General features: G+C 33.7%; 11 protein-coding genes and 1 riboswitch. Of the genes, 5 read left to right on the top strand and 6 right to left on the bottom strand.

What is annotated here, in order from left to right:
• Nucleotides 1-21 precede the first annotated feature (21 nt).
• Both OEW74_RS15935 and OEW74_RS15930 read right to left on the bottom strand, forming a co-directional pair.
• Nucleotides 22-2,154: a TonB-dependent receptor gene (locus OEW74_RS15935; RefSeq protein ID WP_265429413.1), complete on the bottom strand. Its 2,133-nt coding sequence runs from the start codon at nt 2,152-2,154 to the stop codon at nt 22-24.
• Nucleotides 2,155-2,262: 108 nt separating this feature from the next.
• Nucleotides 2,263-2,353: riboswitch (TPP riboswitch) on the bottom strand.
• A 151-nt stretch (nt 2,354-2,504) separates the two neighbouring features.
• Nucleotides 2,505-3,137, bottom strand: a complete 633-nt coding sequence (locus tag OEW74_RS15930; RefSeq protein WP_265429412.1) for a WG repeat-containing protein — start codon at nt 3,135-3,137, stop codon at nt 2,505-2,507.
• A 487-nt stretch (nt 3,138-3,624) separates the two neighbouring features.
• Here OEW74_RS15930 and OEW74_RS15925 point away from each other — a divergent pair, with 487 nt between their 5' ends.
• Both OEW74_RS15925 and OEW74_RS15920 read left to right on the top strand, forming a co-directional pair.
• Nucleotides 3,625-6,405: a bifunctional aconitate hydratase 2/2-methylisocitrate dehydratase gene (locus OEW74_RS15925; protein ID WP_265429411.1), complete on the top strand. Its 2,781-nt coding sequence runs from the start codon at nt 3,625-3,627 to the stop codon at nt 6,403-6,405.
• A gap of 335 nt (nt 6,406-6,740) precedes the next feature.
• Nucleotides 6,741-9,011 carry an aconitate hydratase gene (locus OEW74_RS15920; protein WP_265429410.1) on the top strand — a complete coding sequence of 757 codons (2,271 nt, stop codon included), beginning with the start codon at nt 6,741-6,743 and terminating at the stop codon, nt 9,009-9,011.
• 96 nt (nt 9,012-9,107) lie between these two features.
• Here the strand turns inward: OEW74_RS15920 and OEW74_RS15915 are convergent, their stop codons facing one another.
• The 4 genes from OEW74_RS15915 to OEW74_RS15900 all read right to left on the bottom strand — a co-directional run bounded on the left by OEW74_RS15915 (nt 9,108) and on the right by OEW74_RS15900 (nt 13,785).
• Nucleotides 9,108-11,135: a T9SS type A sorting domain-containing protein gene (locus OEW74_RS15915; protein ID WP_265429409.1), complete on the bottom strand. Its 2,028-nt coding sequence runs from the start codon at nt 11,133-11,135 to the stop codon at nt 9,108-9,110.
• Between the two features lie 619 nt (nt 11,136-11,754).
• On the bottom strand, nt 11,755-12,438 hold the full coding sequence (locus OEW74_RS15910) for a LytR/AlgR family response regulator transcription factor (RefSeq protein ID WP_265429408.1): 684 nt from the start codon (nt 12,436-12,438) through the stop codon (nt 11,755-11,757).
• Nucleotides 12,425-13,441: a sensor histidine kinase gene (locus tag OEW74_RS15905; protein WP_265429407.1), complete on the bottom strand. Its 1,017-nt coding sequence runs from the start codon at nt 13,439-13,441 to the stop codon at nt 12,425-12,427. Before OEW74_RS15905 ends, OEW74_RS15910 begins: the two co-directional genes overlap by 14 nt.
• Nucleotides 13,438-13,785 carry a hypothetical protein gene (locus tag OEW74_RS15900; protein WP_265429406.1) on the bottom strand — a complete coding sequence of 116 codons (348 nt, stop codon included), beginning with the start codon at nt 13,783-13,785 and terminating at the stop codon, nt 13,438-13,440. The genes OEW74_RS15905 and OEW74_RS15900 overlap by 4 nt, the downstream gene beginning before the upstream one ends.
• A gap of 169 nt (nt 13,786-13,954) precedes the next feature.
• Here OEW74_RS15900 and OEW74_RS15895 point away from each other — a divergent pair, with 169 nt between their 5' ends.
• The 3 genes from OEW74_RS15895 to OEW74_RS15885 are packed head-to-tail and all read left to right on the top strand — an operon-like array spanning nt 13,955 to nt 19,173.
• Nucleotides 13,955-14,803 carry a DUF5694 domain-containing protein gene (locus OEW74_RS15895; RefSeq protein WP_265429405.1) on the top strand — a complete coding sequence of 283 codons (849 nt, stop codon included), beginning with the start codon at nt 13,955-13,957 and terminating at the stop codon, nt 14,801-14,803.
• Between the two features lie 36 nt (nt 14,804-14,839).
• The gene (locus OEW74_RS15890; protein WP_265429404.1) at nt 14,840-16,966 is read left to right on the top strand and encodes a TonB-dependent receptor domain-containing protein; all 2,127 of its coding nucleotides are present in this window, start codon (nt 14,840-14,842) and stop codon (nt 16,964-16,966) included.
• A 56-nt stretch (nt 16,967-17,022) separates the two neighbouring features.
• Nucleotides 17,023-19,173: an outer membrane beta-barrel family protein gene (locus tag OEW74_RS15885; protein WP_265429403.1), complete on the top strand. Its 2,151-nt coding sequence runs from the start codon at nt 17,023-17,025 to the stop codon at nt 19,171-19,173.
• The last annotated feature ends 74 nt before the right edge of the window (nt 19,174-19,247 follow it).

The following is a 19,247-nucleotide window of genomic DNA, read 5'->3' as shown; positions in this document are numbered from 1 at the left end:
TGAAATGGTGTCGAATTTTAATTATTGAATTTTCCAGCTGATTCCGAACATAAAATTGGTTCCTGCCTGAGAAAAATAAACCGGACCATTGTAAACATACCCGTTGTTTACATATTTCTGATTAAAAATATTATTCACCAAAAGCTTTAAAGCAACTTCATGTTTTGCAATTTTAAAGTCATATTGCGCATTAAAATCTGTAAGTAAATAATCATCAAGTTCCAAACTCTGAGTTTCTGTATTATCAAGATATTGCTTCCCAACATACTGATTCATCAAAGCCAATTGGAAATTTTTAGTCGGATTAAATTTCAGACTAAGATTAGCTATTAAATTAGGAGAAAAAGAAATTTCAGTGTTCCCTAGTTCAGTAATTTCTTTTTTATTTTTAATTCTGAAATCAAGATTTCTGTTTTGGCTAACACTTACGTTTCCAGAAATTTCCCATTGTTTTGAAAGTTTTGCCAAAGCTCCAATTTCTACACCTCTTCTGTAACTTTTCCCGGAATTGGTTCTGATAAACTCACCGATATTACTGATCTGACCGTTTAAAACCAACTGATTCAGGTAATACATATAATAAAGATTGGCTGTAAAAGCGACTTTTCCAAACTGCTTTTCAATTCCGGCTTCAAAATCATGAAGTTTTTCTGATTTCACATCATTGTTTGATATTAGATCATCCCTATTCGGCTCACGTTGTGCATGAGCATAAGAGAAGAAAACTTTTCCGTTGCCTAGTTTATAATTAACTCCCGCTTTTGGATTAAAAAATAACCAGTTTTTATCAAGATTAGCACCTTCTCCATCACCTTCCATTAAGATTTTGGTATCGTAATCGATATTTCTCAACTGAAGATCTCCAAAGAATTCAAAATCATTTACTTTGATTAATGCTTTGGCAAAAGCTGCAACTTCAGTTTTCACCGAACGGTTACGGTAATATTCATATTCATCAATATTTGGAAAATATACTCCGGTAACATTTCCATAATGTCTTCCGTAATATTGATTTCCTACTAATCCGAAATTCAAATCTAAATTTTCAAATTTCCCATATAAAGTAGAAACTAAGCCGTAAAAATCATTATTCAACCATTTTTTTCTGATAAAATCAGTTTGATTTACCGGAGAACCGTTTAATTCAAACACCGGAAGATTGTAATTGGAATAATGTGTTGCATCCTCATCTTCTTCGTTTACTCTTACATAGTTTTCATAAAACCCTCTTCCTTTTGTATAATGTAAAGTTGTTTCAAGATTCCAACGCTCGTTGATGTTTTGTTCCCATAAAAACTGATAATGATTTTGTCTGTAATTATCCGTTTCGTTATCATAAAATTTCTCTTCGCCCGTAAAAAGATCTGTATATTGACCGGAATAATTTAGTCTAGGATTTGTTTCCCAGGTTTGTCTATCAATTCCGTTCCAGGCTTGATATGTTTTTTCTTTACCTCCAAAAGCCATGAAACGAAGTTTTGTTTTTCCTTCTTCAAATAAGGCTGTGAAATTGTAAGAATTTAAATCTGAAAAAGCCCTATCAATATAACCATCAGAATGAATATAAGAATATCGTCCCATCACGGAAAGGCGGTCTTTCCAGAATTTACCGGAACCTATCTCAGCTGAATATTTATAGGTATTGAATGATCCGTAGCTGTCATCTGTTTTAAAATAAAACTTTTCTTCAGGCTCTTTAGAAATAACATTAATACTTGCTCCAAAAGCAGAAACTCCGTTATTAGATGTTCCCACACCTCTTTGAATCACGATTTGTGAAGCCGAGCTCGTAAGATCCGGAACATTCACGAAGAAAGTCCCCTGACTTTCAGAATCGTTGAACGGAACGCCATTCATCATCACATTAATTCCTCTTCCGGCAACTCCACGAATTCTAAAACCGGTATAGCCCACTCCATTTCCGGCATCGGAAGTTGAGATAATTGACGTTTGATTTTTTAAGAGAATAGGTAGATCCTGCCCGAGGTTTCTACCGTCTAGATCTTTCTGAACATTAATGATTTCTTTGGCAACAGGAAGTCTTTTGGTAAAGTTGACAGCTTCAATTTCTCTGATTTTCAGAGAATCATTATTTAGAGTTTGTGCAAAACTCAGAGAACTTGCGGTAAGTCCTAAAAAAAACAATCCTTTCATTCTTATAAATTTTAAAAATTTAATGGAATAAAAGGGGCGGATTATGATATGAGTAATGAGTGATTGGTAATAAGTAATAATTTCAGGCATTACCTATTGCTTATTACTCATTGCTCATTTTAATTTCCCTAAACAGCATTACCCGTTCCAGGTTCATTGGGTATAATCTCAGCCCCGACTGGAGCACCCCTTTATTTCAGCGGCAAAATTACTAAAAATATTTGATTTGAAATATTTAGAATGTATTACTAGTTTTAGCAATAGATTTTTATAAATATTAAAAAACTCATTACTCGTTTTAAGATATTGAATTTCAAACTATCAACTAAAAACCATCAACTAGTTAAAATTTAATAAGATCGGTTGTAAGAATCTATATAATAATAGTTTTTATCATCTTTGGTGACTTCAAACATTTTGCCCAATTTCCAGCTGTAGTTCCTTTTTATATCTGAATATTCAAACGGAATGATAATCTTATTATTGATATCAATCACACCAAATTTATCATTATAGGTTGCAACAATCATCGGATTTGCCAAATCATTACCTTCTAAAATGTAGAGATATTGATAATCTGGATAAATAGTAAATTGACTGCGGTCTGAAGGATTTTTAAACTTCGAATCTTCAATGATACCGTATTTTTTGTTTAAAATATAGGCATGAAATAGCGCTTTTTTCAACTCCAAATTACATTTTCCTAAATCAGCATCTTTATATTGATAAACTTTTTTGCCAGATTTATTAATTCTGAATGTAATTTTATCTTTTTCTACAGTGGCAAAATCTCCGCCTCCAAACTTTCTGATTTTCTCGTTGGGCGAGTTTAAAAGGTTGCAATCTTCACCAAAAAACATCACCAGATCATACTCCGGTTGAATTACAAATTTTCCTTTTTGATTGACGAAGCCCGATTTTCCATTCTTTTTTTGCGGAATCAGCAATGGCAATTCTTCATTCACTACAGGAAGTTTCGACACATCATTTTTTACACTATTTGACTTTACTGTATTTTTAGATTTATTTAAATTATTCTTTTTAAGAGTTTTAGATTGAGAAAAAGCAAAAAAGGAACACATTATTAAAAAACCAAACTTCAATTTTCTTAAAATCATCTTATGTTTATTTTGTACCAAAAATAGAAAATATAAAATTCATATTTATAAAGAATCTAAATAAATTCAACCATACAAAATAGTAAAATTTCGTAAATTTGGAAACATTTTCAAGTGTTTAACAACGGAAAACTAAATTTTGAAGATTTTTTTGATAAATCTAAAAAAATAACATCATTTCTTATCTGTTAAATTTTTATTTCAGAAAAGATTTTCAATAAACAGCTTCAATTTCCGATAACAAACTTAGAAAGATTTACGAATCAATCGTAAAACAATTTGAAAGTGATGCGTATTAGGAATTTTATTAAATCCCAAAGGCGCGTTTAAAAATGAAAAGACTTCTAGAATTATGAATATTTATCAGGATTACATCCAAGAGATTGAAGAAAGAAAAGCACAAGGGCTTCACCCAAAACCAATTGACAGCGCAGATTTAACAAGCGCAATTATTGAGCAAATCAAAGATACAGCCAACGAATACAGAGCTGATTCTCTTAAATTTTTTATTTATAACACTTTACCGGGTACAACAAGTGCTGCAGGGGTAAAAGCTAAGTTTTTAAAGGAAATCATTCTTGGCGAATCTGTGGTTGAAGAAATTACTCCAGCTTACGCTTTCGAATTATTATCTCATATGAAAGGAGGACCTTCTATTGAAGTTCTTCTTGATTTAGCTTTAGGAAACGATGAAGCAATAGCAAAGCCAGCTGCTGAAGTTCTTAAAACTCAGGTTTACTTATACGATGCAGATACTGCACGTTTGAAAGCGGCTTTCGAATCTGGTAATGTAATCGCTAAAGATATTTTGGAAAGCTATGCAAAAGCAGAATTTTTCACTAAACTTCCTGAAGTTGCAGAAGAAATTAAAGTAGTGACTTTCATCGCTGGTGAAGGTGATATTTCTACAGATTTATTGTCCCCTGGAAATCAGGCACACTCTCGTTCAGACAGAGAACTTCACGGGAAATGTATGATTACACCTGAAGCCCAAGACCAAATCAAAATGCTTCAAGCTCAACATCCTGATGCAAGTGTAATGCTTATCGCAGAAAAAGGAACAATGGGAGTTGGTTCTTCTCGTATGTCTGGTGTAAATAACGTTGCACTTTGGACTGGGAAACAAGCAAGTCCTTACGTACCATTCGTAAACATCGCTCCAATTGTAGCAGGAACAAACGGTATTTCTCCAATCTTCTTAACGACTGTTGATGTAACAGGAGGTATCGGAATCGACCTACAAAACTGGGTGAAAAAAGTTGACGAAAACGGAAATCCTGTTCGTAACGAAAATGGTGATATTGTTTTAGAAGAAAAATATTCTGTTGCTACAGGAACTGTTTTGACTATCAATACCAAAGAAAAGAAATTATACAACGGAGATGTTGAATTGAAAGACATTTCAAAATCATTTACTCCTCAAAAATTAGAATTCATCAAAGCGGGTGGTTCTTACGCTATTGTTTTTGGTAAAAAAATTCAAACTTTTGCTGCAAAAACTTTAGGAATTACAGCTCCTACAGTTTTCGCACCTTCTAAAGAGATTTCTATTGAAGGACAAGGTTTGACGGCTGTTGAAAAAATCTTCAACAGAAATGCAGTGGGTGTTACTGAAGGTAAATTATTACACGCAGGTTCAGACGTTCGTGTTGAAGTAAACATTGTTGGTTCTCAGGATACGACAGGTTTGATGACTTCTCAGGAATTGGAATCTATGGCTGCAACCGTGATTTCTCCAATCGTAGACGGAGCTTATCAGTCAGGATGTCACACTGCTTCAGTTTGGGATAAAAAAGCTCAGGCTAATATTCCTAAATTAATGAAATTTATGAACGATTTCGGAGTTATCACAGCCCGTGACCCGAAAGGTGAATACCACGCAATGACAGACGTTATTCACAAAGTTCTTAACGATATTACGGTTGACGAATGGGCAATCATCATCGGAGGTGATTCTCACACAAGAATGTCTAAAGGTGTTGCTTTCGGAGCTGACTCTGGAACCGTAGCTCTTGCTTTAGCGACAGGTGAAGCATCAATGCCGATTCCTGAATCTGTAAAAGTGACTTTTAAAGGTGATATGAAAGAGCACATGGATTTCCGTGATGTAGTTCACGCAACTCAGGCTCAGATGTTGAAGCAATTTGACGGAGAAAACGTTTTCCAAGGTAGAATTATTGAGGTTCACATTGGAACTCTTCCTGCTGACCAAGCGTTTACATTTACTGACTGGACTGCAGAAATGAAAGCTAAAGCTTCTATCTGTATTTCTGAAGACGATACTTTGATTGAATCATTGGAAATTGCGAAAAGCAGAATCCAGATTATGATTAACAAAGGAATGGATAACCATAATCACGTTCTTCAAGGTCTAATTAACAAGGCAAACAAGAGAATCGAGGAAATCAGAACTGGTGACAAACCTGCTTTGACTCCGGATGCTAATGCAAAATATTACGCAGAAGTAGTTGTTGACCTAGACATCATCGTTGAGCCAATGATTGCTGACCCGGATGTAAATAACGACGATGTTTCTAAAAGATACACGCACGATACCATCAGAGACCTTACTTTCTATGGTGGTGAGAAAAAAGTTGACCTTGGTTTCGTAGGTTCTTGTATGGTTCACAAAGGCGACCTTAAAATAGTTTCTCAGATGTTGAGAAATCTTGAACAGAAAAATGGTAAAGTAGAATTTAACGCACCATTGGTTGTTGCAGCTCCTACTTATAACATCATTGATGAGTTAAAAGCTGAAGGTGACTGGGAATTATTAGAAAAATATTCAGGTTTTGAATTCAATGACGCTGCTCCAAAAGGCGAAGCTCGTACTCAGTATGAAAATATGATGTATCTTGAGCGTCCTGGTTGTAACCTTTGTATGGGTAACCAGGAGAAAGCTGAAAAAGGAGATACTGTTTTGGCAACTTCTACCCGTCTTTTCCAAGGAAGAGTAGTTGAAGATTCTGAACGTAAGAAAGGGGAATCATTATTAGCTTCGACTCCGGTTGTTGTATTGTCTGCGATTATTGGAAGAATTCCAAATATCGATGAATACAAAGAAGCTGTTGAAGGAATTGACTTGACGACTTTCGTTCCATCTATCAAAGAATTGGTAACTGTTGGTCATTAATTGATTTTAAATTTGTAGAATAAAAAAAGCCTTGTCAAGGTTTAGAACCTTGACAAGGCTGATGATAAAAAATGGAAGATTTCGAGAGAAGTCTTCCATTTTTTTGTTTAGAATCTTTCCATTTAAGAGCGGCAAGAATTATTTTAACCTATGTCAATGATTCAAAATTTATTTTTCCTTAACTTCATAGGTATAAAAAATAGTAGTTATTCATCTAATTAATCCTATTTATAAATGGTAGGAATAATATTTGATGAACTTATTTTGAAAAATTTCTGGCTTTGGTTTTAATTAAAAAACCGGAAAATTATTAGAAAAGAAAAATTAAAATAGATATGACATTCGACATTGACATGATCAAAAAAGTGTATGAGCGTTATCCTGAAAGAATTGCTGCTGCAAGACAAATTACAGGAAAACCACTCACACTTTCAGAAAAAATCCTTTACACTCATTTATGGGAAGGAAACGCAACACAAGAATATGAAAGAGGAAATTCTTACGTGGATTTTGCTCCAGATAGAGTTGCAATGCAGGATGCCACTGCGCAAATGGCACTTTTACAATTTATGCAGGCTGGAAAAGCCAAAGTAGCAGTTCCTTCAACTGCTCATGCGGATCACTTGATTCAGGCGAGAGTGGGTGCAGAAGCAGATTTACAGGAAGGAATTAATAAAAATTCTGAAGTTTTCAACTTCTTAAGTTCAGTTTGTGATAAATACGGAATTGGTTTCTGGAAACCGGGAGCCGGAATTATCCACCAGGTTGTTTTAGAAAATTATGCCTTTCCAGGAGGAATGATGATCGGAACCGACTCTCATACGGTAAATGCAGGAGGTTTAGGAATGGTTGCCATTGGAGTTGGTGGAGCTGATGCGGTAGACGTAATGGCTGGAATGGCTTGGGAATTAAAAATGCCAAAATTAATCGGTGTAAAATTAACAGGAAAAATGTCTGGCTGGACTTCCGCAAAAGATGTTATTCTAAAAGTGGCAGGAATTCTTACGGTAAAAGGAGGAACCGGATGCATCGTAGAATATTTTGGAGAAGGAGCGGAATCTCTTTCAGCGACAGGAAAAGGAACAATCTGTAACATGGGTGCTGAAATCGGAGCTACAACTTCTACGTTTGGATATGATGATTCGATGAGAAGATATTTGGCTGCAACCGGAAGACAAGATGTTGTAGATGCGGCTGATAAAATTGCAGAACATTTAACAGGTGATGCTGAAGTGTATGCAAACCCTGAACAATATTTCGATCAATTAATAGAGATCAATCTTTCTGAATTAGCTCCTCATTTGAACGGACCTTTTACTCCGGATTTAGCAACTCCTGTTTCTGAATTCAGAGCTAAAGCTGAAGCAAACGGATGGCCTCTTGAAGTTGAATGGGCATTGATCGGTTCTTGTACCAACTCTTCGTATGAAGATCTATCGAGAGCAGCTTCTATTGTAGAAGACGCAGTAGCAAAAGGGGTAAAACCTAAAGCAATTTTAGGCATTAATCCTGGTTCAGAACAAGTGAAATTTACTGCAGAAAGAGATGGATTCCTAGATTCTTTCAGAAAATTTGAAAATGCAAGGATCTTTACCAATGCTTGTGGACCTTGTATCGGACAATGGGACAGAGAAGGTGCTGAAAAAGGAGAAAAAAACTCAATTATTCACTCTTTTAACAGAAACTTTGCAAAAAGAGCAGACGGTAACCCAAATACACATGCTTTTGTAGCGTCTCCGGAAATGGTTGCAGCAGTGGCAATCTCCGGAAGATTAGATTTCAATCCAATTACTGATACTTTAACCAACGAAGCTGGCGAACAAATTAAATTAGACGAGCCAAAAGGTTTTGAATTGCCTGCAAAAGGATTTGCTGTAGATGACAACGGCTATCAAGCTCCATCTGCAGACGGATCTAGTGTTCAGGTCAATGTAAGTCCAACCTCAGACAGACTTCAGTTATTGGAAGAATTCCCAGCTTGGGATGGTAAAAATATTACCGGTGCAAAAGTTTTAATTAAAGCTTTCGGAAAATGTACCACCGACCACATTTCTATGGCAGGACCATGGTTGAAATACAGAGGTCACCTTGATAATATTTCAAACAACATGTTGATTGGAGCCGTAAATGCTTACAATATGGAAACCAACCACGTTAAAAATGAATTAACTGGTGAATACGGCGAAGTTCCGGCTGTACAAAGAGCTTACAAAGCTGCAGGAGTTCCTACCATTGTTGTAGGAGATCAAAACTATGGTGAAGGTTCTTCAAGAGAACATGCTGCCATGGAACCTCGACATCTTGGTGTGAAAGCAGTTTTGGTAAAATCATTTGCAAGAATTCACGAAACGAACCTTAAAAAACAAGGAATGTTGGGAATTACTTTTGCCAATGAATCTGATTATGATAAAATTTTAGAAGACGACACTGTTAACTTCTTAGATCTCGATAAGTTTGCACCAGGAAAGCAATTGACCTTAGAATTTGTACATTCTGATGGAACGAAAGACATCGTTTTAGCAAATCATACGTACAACGATCAGCAAATTGATTGGTTTAAAGCGGGCTCTGCTTTGAACTTAATTAAGCAACAGGAAAAAAATTAATTATATAAAAAATACAATCCACAAAAACGTTTGTATTATTAAATCAAATATGGCTCTAAATAAACATTAGAGCCATATTTTTTTAGCTATGAAAAATTATTTTTTAATAATTTTGATTGATTGTTTTGAGCCATCTTTCATCTCAAGTTGTAAAATATACATACCTTGAGAAAGATCACCTAGTCTCAATCTAGCTTCCGGGCGACTGACTACTCTCACCAGTTTACCAGATATATCTGTAACTTTTATTGATTTCAATAACTCAACTTTATTGATGTTTATAATATCAGAAAAAGGATTTGGATATACTTCCATCCTATCTTTTTTATCAACTTCAGAAGTTGACAAACAGTTGGAATCTACTGTAGCTGTTACAGCCTGCCTGTCGGATTCACACATTGTAGAGACTATCCAATTATAGAAATAATAATATATATTGTTCTTCGGAGTATTTCCAGGAGCAGCAGAAAGCGTGCTGGTTGTTATAGAAATTGCATTCTGCACTGTAAAAGGATAACTGTAATTAGATGTTGTTGATGCTGGAGGATCGAAAAGCAATCCGTTAATGCCAATATAATTTTTGGGCGTTATTTTATAATTAGTTCCTGGAGGCAATGTAAAATCAAGATCTAAAATATTTTCATAAGGAGCAGCCTCAGTTCCTCCAATCACAGTGAATGTTTTTGAACGAATGATGGTATTGGTTCCATCCACAATATCAATAGTCAGAGTTCCTGTATTCCCCGCAACCGAGGTAACGGGATAAACAGTAACCTTTTCTATGGTCGTTGTATTTAAAACATCAAATACAATTCCGAAATTGGTGGTTCCAGTTCCATTGATAGCGGAGGCAGATGGAGTAGATATTCCGGTTGTCTGAGAATTTATCCCTGTAAATGCCGTTGCATAATAAGTCGTTGTATTACTTAGAACTGGTGTTGTATAAGAATTACCCGTTCCCACTAAATTACCTCCCCATTGTGCATCATACCAATTAATATTTGCCCCTGCATCTGCTACAGCAGACAAAACAGTAGCCTGACCAGGACAAACAGTTGCACTTGTTGTTGAAATAATTGATAAAGGCTGTTGGCATTTTGTTACAAAAGATTTCACGGCAGACCATCCACCGGTACTTATAGCATTACAAAGACTTCGCACCCAAACATAATAAGCTGTTATAGGCAACAAAGAACTAAGTGTAACCGAATTTGTCATTACACCGGTTATGTTCGGAGTAGTAATTATTGTAGGCGGTGTAGAAGAAGTAGAATAATATACATCATATCCATTAGCAGGAGCAGGATTAAGTGCCGCCCACGAAACCTGTGCCGCAGATCCTGTAATATTATTAATTGTTATCAAATTTGGAGCAAAGCAGCTTGGCGGTACCCATGTATAGGTAAATCCATCAGAAGGCATTCCCGGAACTGAATTGATTGTGTGGAACACTTGTATATAATTATTACCCAAACCTGCAGAAGAATTCATAAATTGTGAATTTGTAGAATTACTGCGGTTGTTGAAGTCCATATTAGAAGAACCACGTAAACCAATTTGGCATCTCTGAGTAAGGCTTGTATTACCTATAAGATAAGAACCACCCTTGTATACAACAGAAATTACATTTGAAGTTTCCTTCAGACGAATCTGAAAAGAAAATGAATAAATATTTGTAGTGGAAGTGCTGTAAAGAGGTTTAAAATCTGTCCATTGTATAACAATTTCTCTATTTGGTGCAGATCCCACAACATCCCAAGTAATATTTCCTTTGATATTATTTATAAAAGCTGCATTTAGGTCTCTTCCCCAAGCAGAAACCGCTCCATCATACGATTCATCATTAGAGATTGGGCTGAAGTTATTACTAACAGGTGCAGAACCAAAAGTTATAAACCCATTAGTAGATACATATAGAGAATGATAAGGCATTCCATTAAAATAAAAGTCGAATGGTAATGATACGGGATACACTAAGTTATCTAAACTAGCTGCGCCCATTGTGTCAGACGCCGTATCTAAAACCGTTCCTCCTAAAAGAGGAGTAAATGAACCTTGAGACTGGCTGAAAGAATATGAATTAACCTGCCCTTTAATTATTAATCCGGAAAATAAAAAAGTCAATAAAAGAAACCTGATTTTCAAGTTCTTTTTCCTGACTAGAAATAATTTTAAAAATTTCAACATAATACTTTATTTTAGTTTTGCTCAAATTAAAATAATAGTACTAACGAGAAGAGTTTAATTAAGGTCGACGCAAATTTCAGGAATTAGAAGTTTTACGATAAAAAAGAATTTTCCACAAATAAACAAATTTACTTACTTAAACACCAATGCAAACAAACTACTGATTATAAGCCAATTAAACTAAAAATAAGTATTATATTTGATTTTTAATCTAAAAATTGATAAAAAAGCACAAGTAGGTGGAAAATAGGTGGTGTTTTCTGGGCATATCACAAATTAAAGACATTTTTCTTCCAAAAAACACCCATTTGAGTTTACCAGAAACAGACCGTAATGCATTATTTATGAGCTAACAATGAAAAAAGAGAACTTCATTGACTTATTTAATAGATCACCTATTTTTAAAAAAGTTCCTTAATTTTTTTTTAAATCAAGTATAAAAATTTCATCGCAGGTTGATTATTTTTAAAAAGAAATGACTCTAACAAATTATCGCAAGCATTTAATTTTCAATAAATAATTTGTGCTGGAGTATTCAATAAATGAGAAAGTCTTTTTATTTCAGTTTTTCTAAAAGATTAGATTTATACATTTCTCCCACCGAAATTTCGTGTTCCGAAATCAATATCACTTTTTTTGAATTTAAGCTTTTCACTTTATCTAAATTTAAAATAAAAGATTTGTGAATTCTTGTAAAGTTTTCAGGAAGCTGATTTTCAAGAGATTTTAGAGTATCTAAAACAATGTATTCCTGTTTTTCCGTTTTGATGTTGACGTAATCTTTAATGCTTTCTACATAAAGAATTTCATCAAAATTGATGCGATGTTGCTGCCCGGAAGATTTCACGAAAAAATGTCCGGTTTCATTAGCTTCAGCTACAGGAAAACGCTCCTGAGCCTTCATGATGCTTTTGCTAAAACGGTCAAAAGAAATCGGTTTTAAAAGATAATTAACAACATTGTGCTCATATCCTTCTAAAGCATATTCTGAATAAGCCGTAGTCAAAATATACTTCATTTTATCGCCGACAATTTTCATGAAATTAATCCCCGTTAATTCCGGCATTTGAATATCTAAAAAGACAAGATCTGCATCGTTCTTCTGAATAAATTCTAAAGCTTCAATAGGGTTTTCAGTAGAAAAAACAAGCTCAAGAAACGGAATTTTCTCTACATAACTCCCGAGGAGCGATACGGCGAGTGGCTCGTCATCAACAATAATGCATTTAATTTTCTTCATTCTTCAAATCGATCTTTAAATCTACGACAAAATCAGTTTCGGTTTCTGTAATTTTCAGTTCGTATTTTTTAGGATATAAAATTTCGAGTCTTTTCCTTACATTTTCAATCCCGATTCCGGAAACAGAATCCTTCATTTTCTCTTTTTTAAAATTTGAAAGGTAAAAATGCAGAATTTTATTGTTGTCTGAAATTTTCATTTCAAAACCTTTGTTTCTAAAATCTCCGTGTTTAAACGCATTTTCAACGAAAGGAACTAAAAGCATCGGCGAAATATTAAGTTTAGGATGTGATAACTTTTTCTCAATATTTAATAATTCAGGATTTTTAATCCTCAGTTTTTCTAAAGCAATCAGACTGTCTAAATATCCTACTTCTTTATCTAAAGTAATAAAATCTTTCTCAAGATCTTTTGTGCTGTATCTTAATAATTGTCCTAATTCTTCAATGGCAGGCAACGCTTTTTCTGAGTTTTGATACATTAAAGAATAAATATTATTCAAAGTATTAAAAATAAAATGCGGATTGATCTGGGTTTTCAAAGCTTTGAGCTCAGCAGACTGTTTTTCCTGAATTAATTGTTGTCTTTCTTCTTCCCCTTTAAAAAACATATTGAACAAAGACAATACAGTACTGATAAACAGAGTTGTAGAACTATAAAATACATTGTCATAATAATAAAACAAAAGTGAAGTTCCCTCAGCATAATTACCATGTCCAATAAACAAAGGCAGTATTAATTCTTCAACCATATATCTGAAAAATACAAAACAGCCTACGCTAATAAAAAATCCTAAGATTGTAAAATACAGTTTATTAATGTTGAAAAAGAAAGGAACAATAAAAAAATAATTGATATAAAACGCAATAAAACTGACTACAAAAAAGGTAACATTCAAAACGAAAAATTCTGTGTTACCAGCTATAATAGGCGTAATTATGGAAAAAACCAGATTAAGAATCCAATAAAACAGGTGTAAAAATATAATTTGTTTTGCTTTCATCGTAATTCTTTGTTGTTAACTATAATTGGTTGAGAAGAGTAATAATGCAAATATATTGAAACTGATTTTGCATTTCGGTTTTCTAACTTTAAACTGCTTTTTTTAGGTAGTCTATATTTAAACTCAGATTTACCCAAAATTTCAGAAGATATTTTCAGCTCAGAAACTAAAACTATATTTTCCTCTGAAAGATTTTTTATTTCTAAAGTTACTGGCGCTTTTACTTTATTAATAGTAATGCTTTCGTTCGGAGCTATTGTCATTGTTTTCCAAACATCTACCCTGTGATTGTTTACATTGGGTTGCATAAAAGCTAAGCCTAAAAGGAGTATTATATTTTTCATTCACCAAAAATAATTACAATAGCAAAGTAAGACCTTCCAAAATCTACAAACACCTCTTTTTTTCCGATGAAAATATTTTAAACCGGCATATTTCGTACTTGGTCGAAACGCTGTTTTATCAAATTGATGTGAGATATAAATTTGTCAAAAATATTTAAAACAAATTATTATGAAAACATCAATATTAATAGTGTTAATAACAATTTCAACATTCTTATTCGCACAAAAAAAGCCTTCAGAATATTTCCCTGATCCTAAAACCAAAGTTTTGGTTGTTGGTTCATTTCATTTTGATTATCCCAATCAAGATGCTCATAAAACAGAAAAAAGTGATCAGATAGATGTTTTAGAACCGAAGACAGCAACTGAAGTAACAGATTTAATCAATTATATCAAAAAATTTAAGCCTACAAAAATTGCGATTGAAGCCTGGCCAAACTGGAAAGCCAATGAAAAATTAAAAGAATACAAAGAAGGAAAACACAGAGATCAAAGAGATGAACGTTACCAACTTGCAATGCGTCTTGCAAAAGAACTTAAGCTCAATGAATTGTACAGTATTGATGCGAATTCAGTTTTGGATGATCTTACAGAAAAATTTGGCAAGACAGACTCATTATACTTTAAAGATCTTCTTAAAGATTATGATTTCTTAAATGACGACCGTATTTCTCAACAGTATACAACTTTCATTAAGAATACTGAGCGAAAAAACTTCAAATCTATTCTTGACATGTTTAAATATATGAACAGCAAAGAATATCATCAATATGAATATGGAGCGTATTTAACAGGAGATTTTAAATTGAGAGAACACGACGGCGCAGATCTGCTTGCTTTATACTGGTACAACAGAAATCTTAGAATGTTCAGAAAAATACAAGAAATCCCTAAAAATGCAGAAGACAGAATTTTGGTGATTGCAGGAAACGGTCATGCTACAGTTTTCAGACAGCTTTTCACTATGTCTCCGGAATATGATTACGTAGAATTTTCATCCTTAGACTCAAAAAAATAATTTTCTTACCTCATCAATCTAAACCATCCATTCCTCATGAAAAAGACATTCATTATTGCAGCTTCTTTCTTATATATCTCTTCATTTGCACAAAAACAAGATAGTTTACAACTGAAAACTATAGAATCTGTTACCATTAATGGAAAGAAAAAACTTCTTCTCGAAAGAAAAGCTGACCGACTTATCTTTAATGTTGAAGCTTCTGTAGCTTCTCAGGGAATGGATGGTTCGGAAACATTGGCCAATGTTCCAATGTTGAAAGTAGACGATAATTTAGGAAGTATTTCTATTGCAGGAAAAAGCAGTGTTAATGTAATGGTCAACGGAAGAATGCTGAATCTTTCAGGAGCCAATCTTATTAATTATCTGAAAACGATACGTTCGGAAAATATTGCTAAAATAGAGGTAATCACTACTCCACCTGCAAAATATGAAGCTCAGGGAAACAGTGGATTGATCAATATTATTTTGAAAAAAAATCCAAACCTAGGATGGAGCGGATCTGTGAATACCGGATTGAATCAAAGAACCTATTCGGGGGGAAATTCGACAGGATTATTAAATTATCAGACTGAAAAACTCAGCCTGTCATTAAAGACTAGTTATATTGACGGAGCAAAACGTTCAGAAGAAAATTATACTATTTTAGGGGCTACCCAAAACTACAGCCGTTCTATAAGAAAAGATATGTGGAAAGAATTGACACCAAACCTAAATCTTTCGTACAAGCTCAATAAAAACTCCGAAATTGGAATGGAATACATCTATGCTCATCAGAAATCTGGGATGGATATTGTAAACGAAACAAGAAATATAGACACCGACTTATCTGTAGAAAATCTTTTAACAAAAACTCATCACCGCGAAAAAACACCAACTCATACATTGAGTGCTTATTATGATTTAAAATTAGATTCGTTGGGGAAAAAATTAAGTTTTGCAGCAAACTTTTTTAAAAATAATTCTGATACAGACGTTAACTTTTCAACATTAAAATTGAGTGATAATTCAGTTCAATATGTCAATACAAGATCAATTGTTGAGCCACAAGTCTTTTCTTTGCAAGGAGACCTGGAACTCCCGTTTTCTTTTGGTACCATTGAAACAGGGCTTAAATTTAATCAGTTTAAAAATGCTACCGATCTGCAATATTTTAACATCATCAACAATCAATATATTCCAGATTTGCAAAGAGCCAATTTATTTGAATATAAGGAAGAAAATTATGCTGCTTATTTTAGTTATGCCAAAAGCTTTGGAGAACATTGGGAAACTAAAGCAGGGCTTCGTTATGAAAACACTCAGGCTCAAAGCTTTACTCCATCAACAAACATAGAAAACAAGTACAATTATGGACAGTGGTTTCCATCGGCTTTTGTTTCTTATAAAAAGGAAAAAAATGTCTTCAGTCTTTCCTATTCAAGAAGAATCAACCGTCCAAGTATGAGCAATCTTAATCCTTTCAGATGGTATGAAAATCCTTACTCTTATTCTTCGGGAAATCCTTTGCTTAAGCCATCTTACATTAATAATCTGGAATTGGGATATACTTACAACAGCAAATTTTCAGCAAGTATTTATTATTTAAAACTTAAAAATGGTTTCGGACAAGTTGCTTTAATCGATGGGCTTTCTCAGATAGGGACTTATCTTAATTATTACAACAATGATTTTTATGGTTTTAATGCTTCCTACACCGACAAAATTTTCAAATTCTGGGAAACAAGCCTTTCTCTGAACGGGTCACTTACAGATTCTAAAATATTTAATATTGAAGCTGAAGCACAGAATGGGTATTCAGTAAGTTATTCGATCAATAATACCTTTACAGTCAACAAAAACAAAACGGTTTTCTTTTTTCTAAATTACAGTCAGGATCTGCCTTATAAAAATGTAAACTCCTATTTTCATAATTTTTCTAATCTTACCTCAGGAATAAAAGTTTCATTAATGGAAAAACAGCTACAGATCAATGCTACTGTCACCAATATTTTTGCTCAGAAATATCGTGGTGATATGTATTTTAAAGATAATAGCCAACATTTTAATAATTATTGGGATGGAAGAAGTTTCCGTTTAAACGTAAATTATACACTCGGAAACAACAAAAAGAAACGAACAACAAAAAGCATCAGTTTTGAAGAAAAAGACAGAGCGCAATAAAATTTTGTAACAAATTTATTTTTTTGTCGTCTAACTGAGTAGATTTAACTCACATTATGAAGAAAATACTACTTACTCTTTCAATTTTAGCTTCAACTTTAGGTTTTTCTCAGGAAACCAAAGACAAAAGAGAAACCAAAGAAAAAGAAATTGAAGGGGTTATCATTACTAAAACTAAAAAAGCCGTTGAGCAGAAAGCTGATAGAACGATATACGATTTTTCAGAGCAATCACACCTTAATTCCGGGACAACGATGGAAGGTCTCAAAAAAATTCCGGGATTGGTAGTTTCAGAAATGGCCGGGATGATTTATCAAGGAAAATCTTTGGAAGTTTACATGGATGGTCGTCCTTTAAATCTTTACAGTGACCAATTAACAGCTTATCTAGAAGGTTTACCTGCCAACAGCATAGAACGTATTGAAATGATTACTCAACCGGGCGCTGAATTTCCAGCAACTTCGGGAGGTGCTATTCTTAACATTGTCACCAGCAGAAGTGCTAAATCTTACTTGTCTGCAACCTATGCAGGTGGTTATCGCTTCAGTAATTATGATAAATTCAGAAATAAATTCAATAATAGTTTAACGCTGAATTCTAAAAACAGATGGTTTGGTTGGCAATTGAATATCGGACAATCTTACAATGAAAGTGAAACTCAATCTACCATAGACGAAATTTCAAAATTAGGAAATGACAATATCGGAAGAAATCAGTTTTTAAGAAGTGCTTTCACGTTTGATCTTGGGAAAGACCGGTTACTATTGAACTACAATTTCTCTAACAATAATGCAGACCGCTACATTGACAGTTATGCTCTTTTTGAAGGCACGGAAATTATAAGTAATGACAAAACTTCTTCTGACAACATGCGTCATGAAGTAATGGCAACGTATCAGAAAAAATTTGATGATCGCAGTAAAAAATTTGAAATAAAAGGAACCTATTCTAATAACAAGGCAGATTTCAACCAAAACTCACATCGTCTTTTACCAATAGAAAATTTTTTAAATACCGCAAATGGTTCTTCTCAGAATGTTTTCAATCTAAAAGTAGATTATGCACAACCTATTAAGATTTTGGAAGAAGGTAAGCTGAGCTTAGGTGCAGATTACAACCAGCAGGATTTTGTGGCAAATGACAATATCATCGACAATCTTGATTACAGCAGCAAAACCAGTGCAGTCTATTCTGAAGTAAATGCTAAAAAGGGAAAATTTGATTTCGTTTTAGGACTTCGTGGTGAATACTATAATGTTGGCGGGACAAGTTATGATTATGAAGAAAAAAAATATGATGCATTAATCCCTTTTGATAAATTCAAAGTATTTCCCAATGCAAGTGTTCAGTATAATTTTGTTCCAAATATGGTTTTTGCGAATATTAATTATAATAAAAAAATAAGCCTCCCAAGCATCGCTAACCTTAACCCAAACAATACGAGATACGGTAATTCGACGATAGATTTTTCAGGAAATCCAAATCTTCAGCCGACCATCTACGATAATTTTGAATTTAAGTTAAGCGCCATGAACTTTGCTTTCATTGGATATACGCTTACCTCTGGAAAAAACCAAGTTGTACAAGAAGTATCACGTACCGGCGACAGAATTTTCCAAACGTCTGCCAATGTAGATCATTTAAGAATTCATAATTTCAATGCGGGAATTCCAATCCCTTTTGCGGTTTTCAATAAGCCTTTCAGTGAGTTGTTGAAAATGGAGGTCAATCCTGACAAAATGAATTTCATCTATCTTTATACCTCTTATCAAATCCAAGAAATTGATAAAATCGTTAATCCTAAAGGTTACTGGACTTACAGTGCATCAGGACAATTTTTGTTACCTTCTAAGATAAAACTGAATATCAGTTACACCTATTTAGGCAAAGGAAATTACTACTATTTCTATCCTAATAAATCGTTCTATAATAGTTTTGACATCAGTATGTCGCGAAAATTCAATAAAGATAGAATGACATTGACTTTATTTGCGAATGATATTTTCAATACTGTTGAAAACAATCTGAGAACAATAAATGCTACTCCGAATGTCTTTATCAGAAACAAAAATGACAGCAGAACTTTCGGATTATCTTTCTCTTATAAAATTCCAACCAAAAATAAATTGGCAAAAGAAGATCCGAATATGATTAAAACAACCAATCAAAATGATAATAGCGGAGAAGTTTTACAGCAAGGACAATAATTTATAAAATAAAATTTACCCAAAATCTCAACCATTATATTTTTCAATAGAAACGGGCTTTTTGTCCGTTTTTT

Source organism: Chryseobacterium sp. YIM B08800 (genome assembly GCF_026163565.1).
In the GTDB taxonomy this organism is placed as follows: domain Bacteria; phylum Bacteroidota; class Bacteroidia; order Flavobacteriales; family Weeksellaceae; genus Chryseobacterium.
Note: the sequence above shows the minus strand (reverse complement) of the source record. Positions and strands in the feature narration are given on the sequence as shown.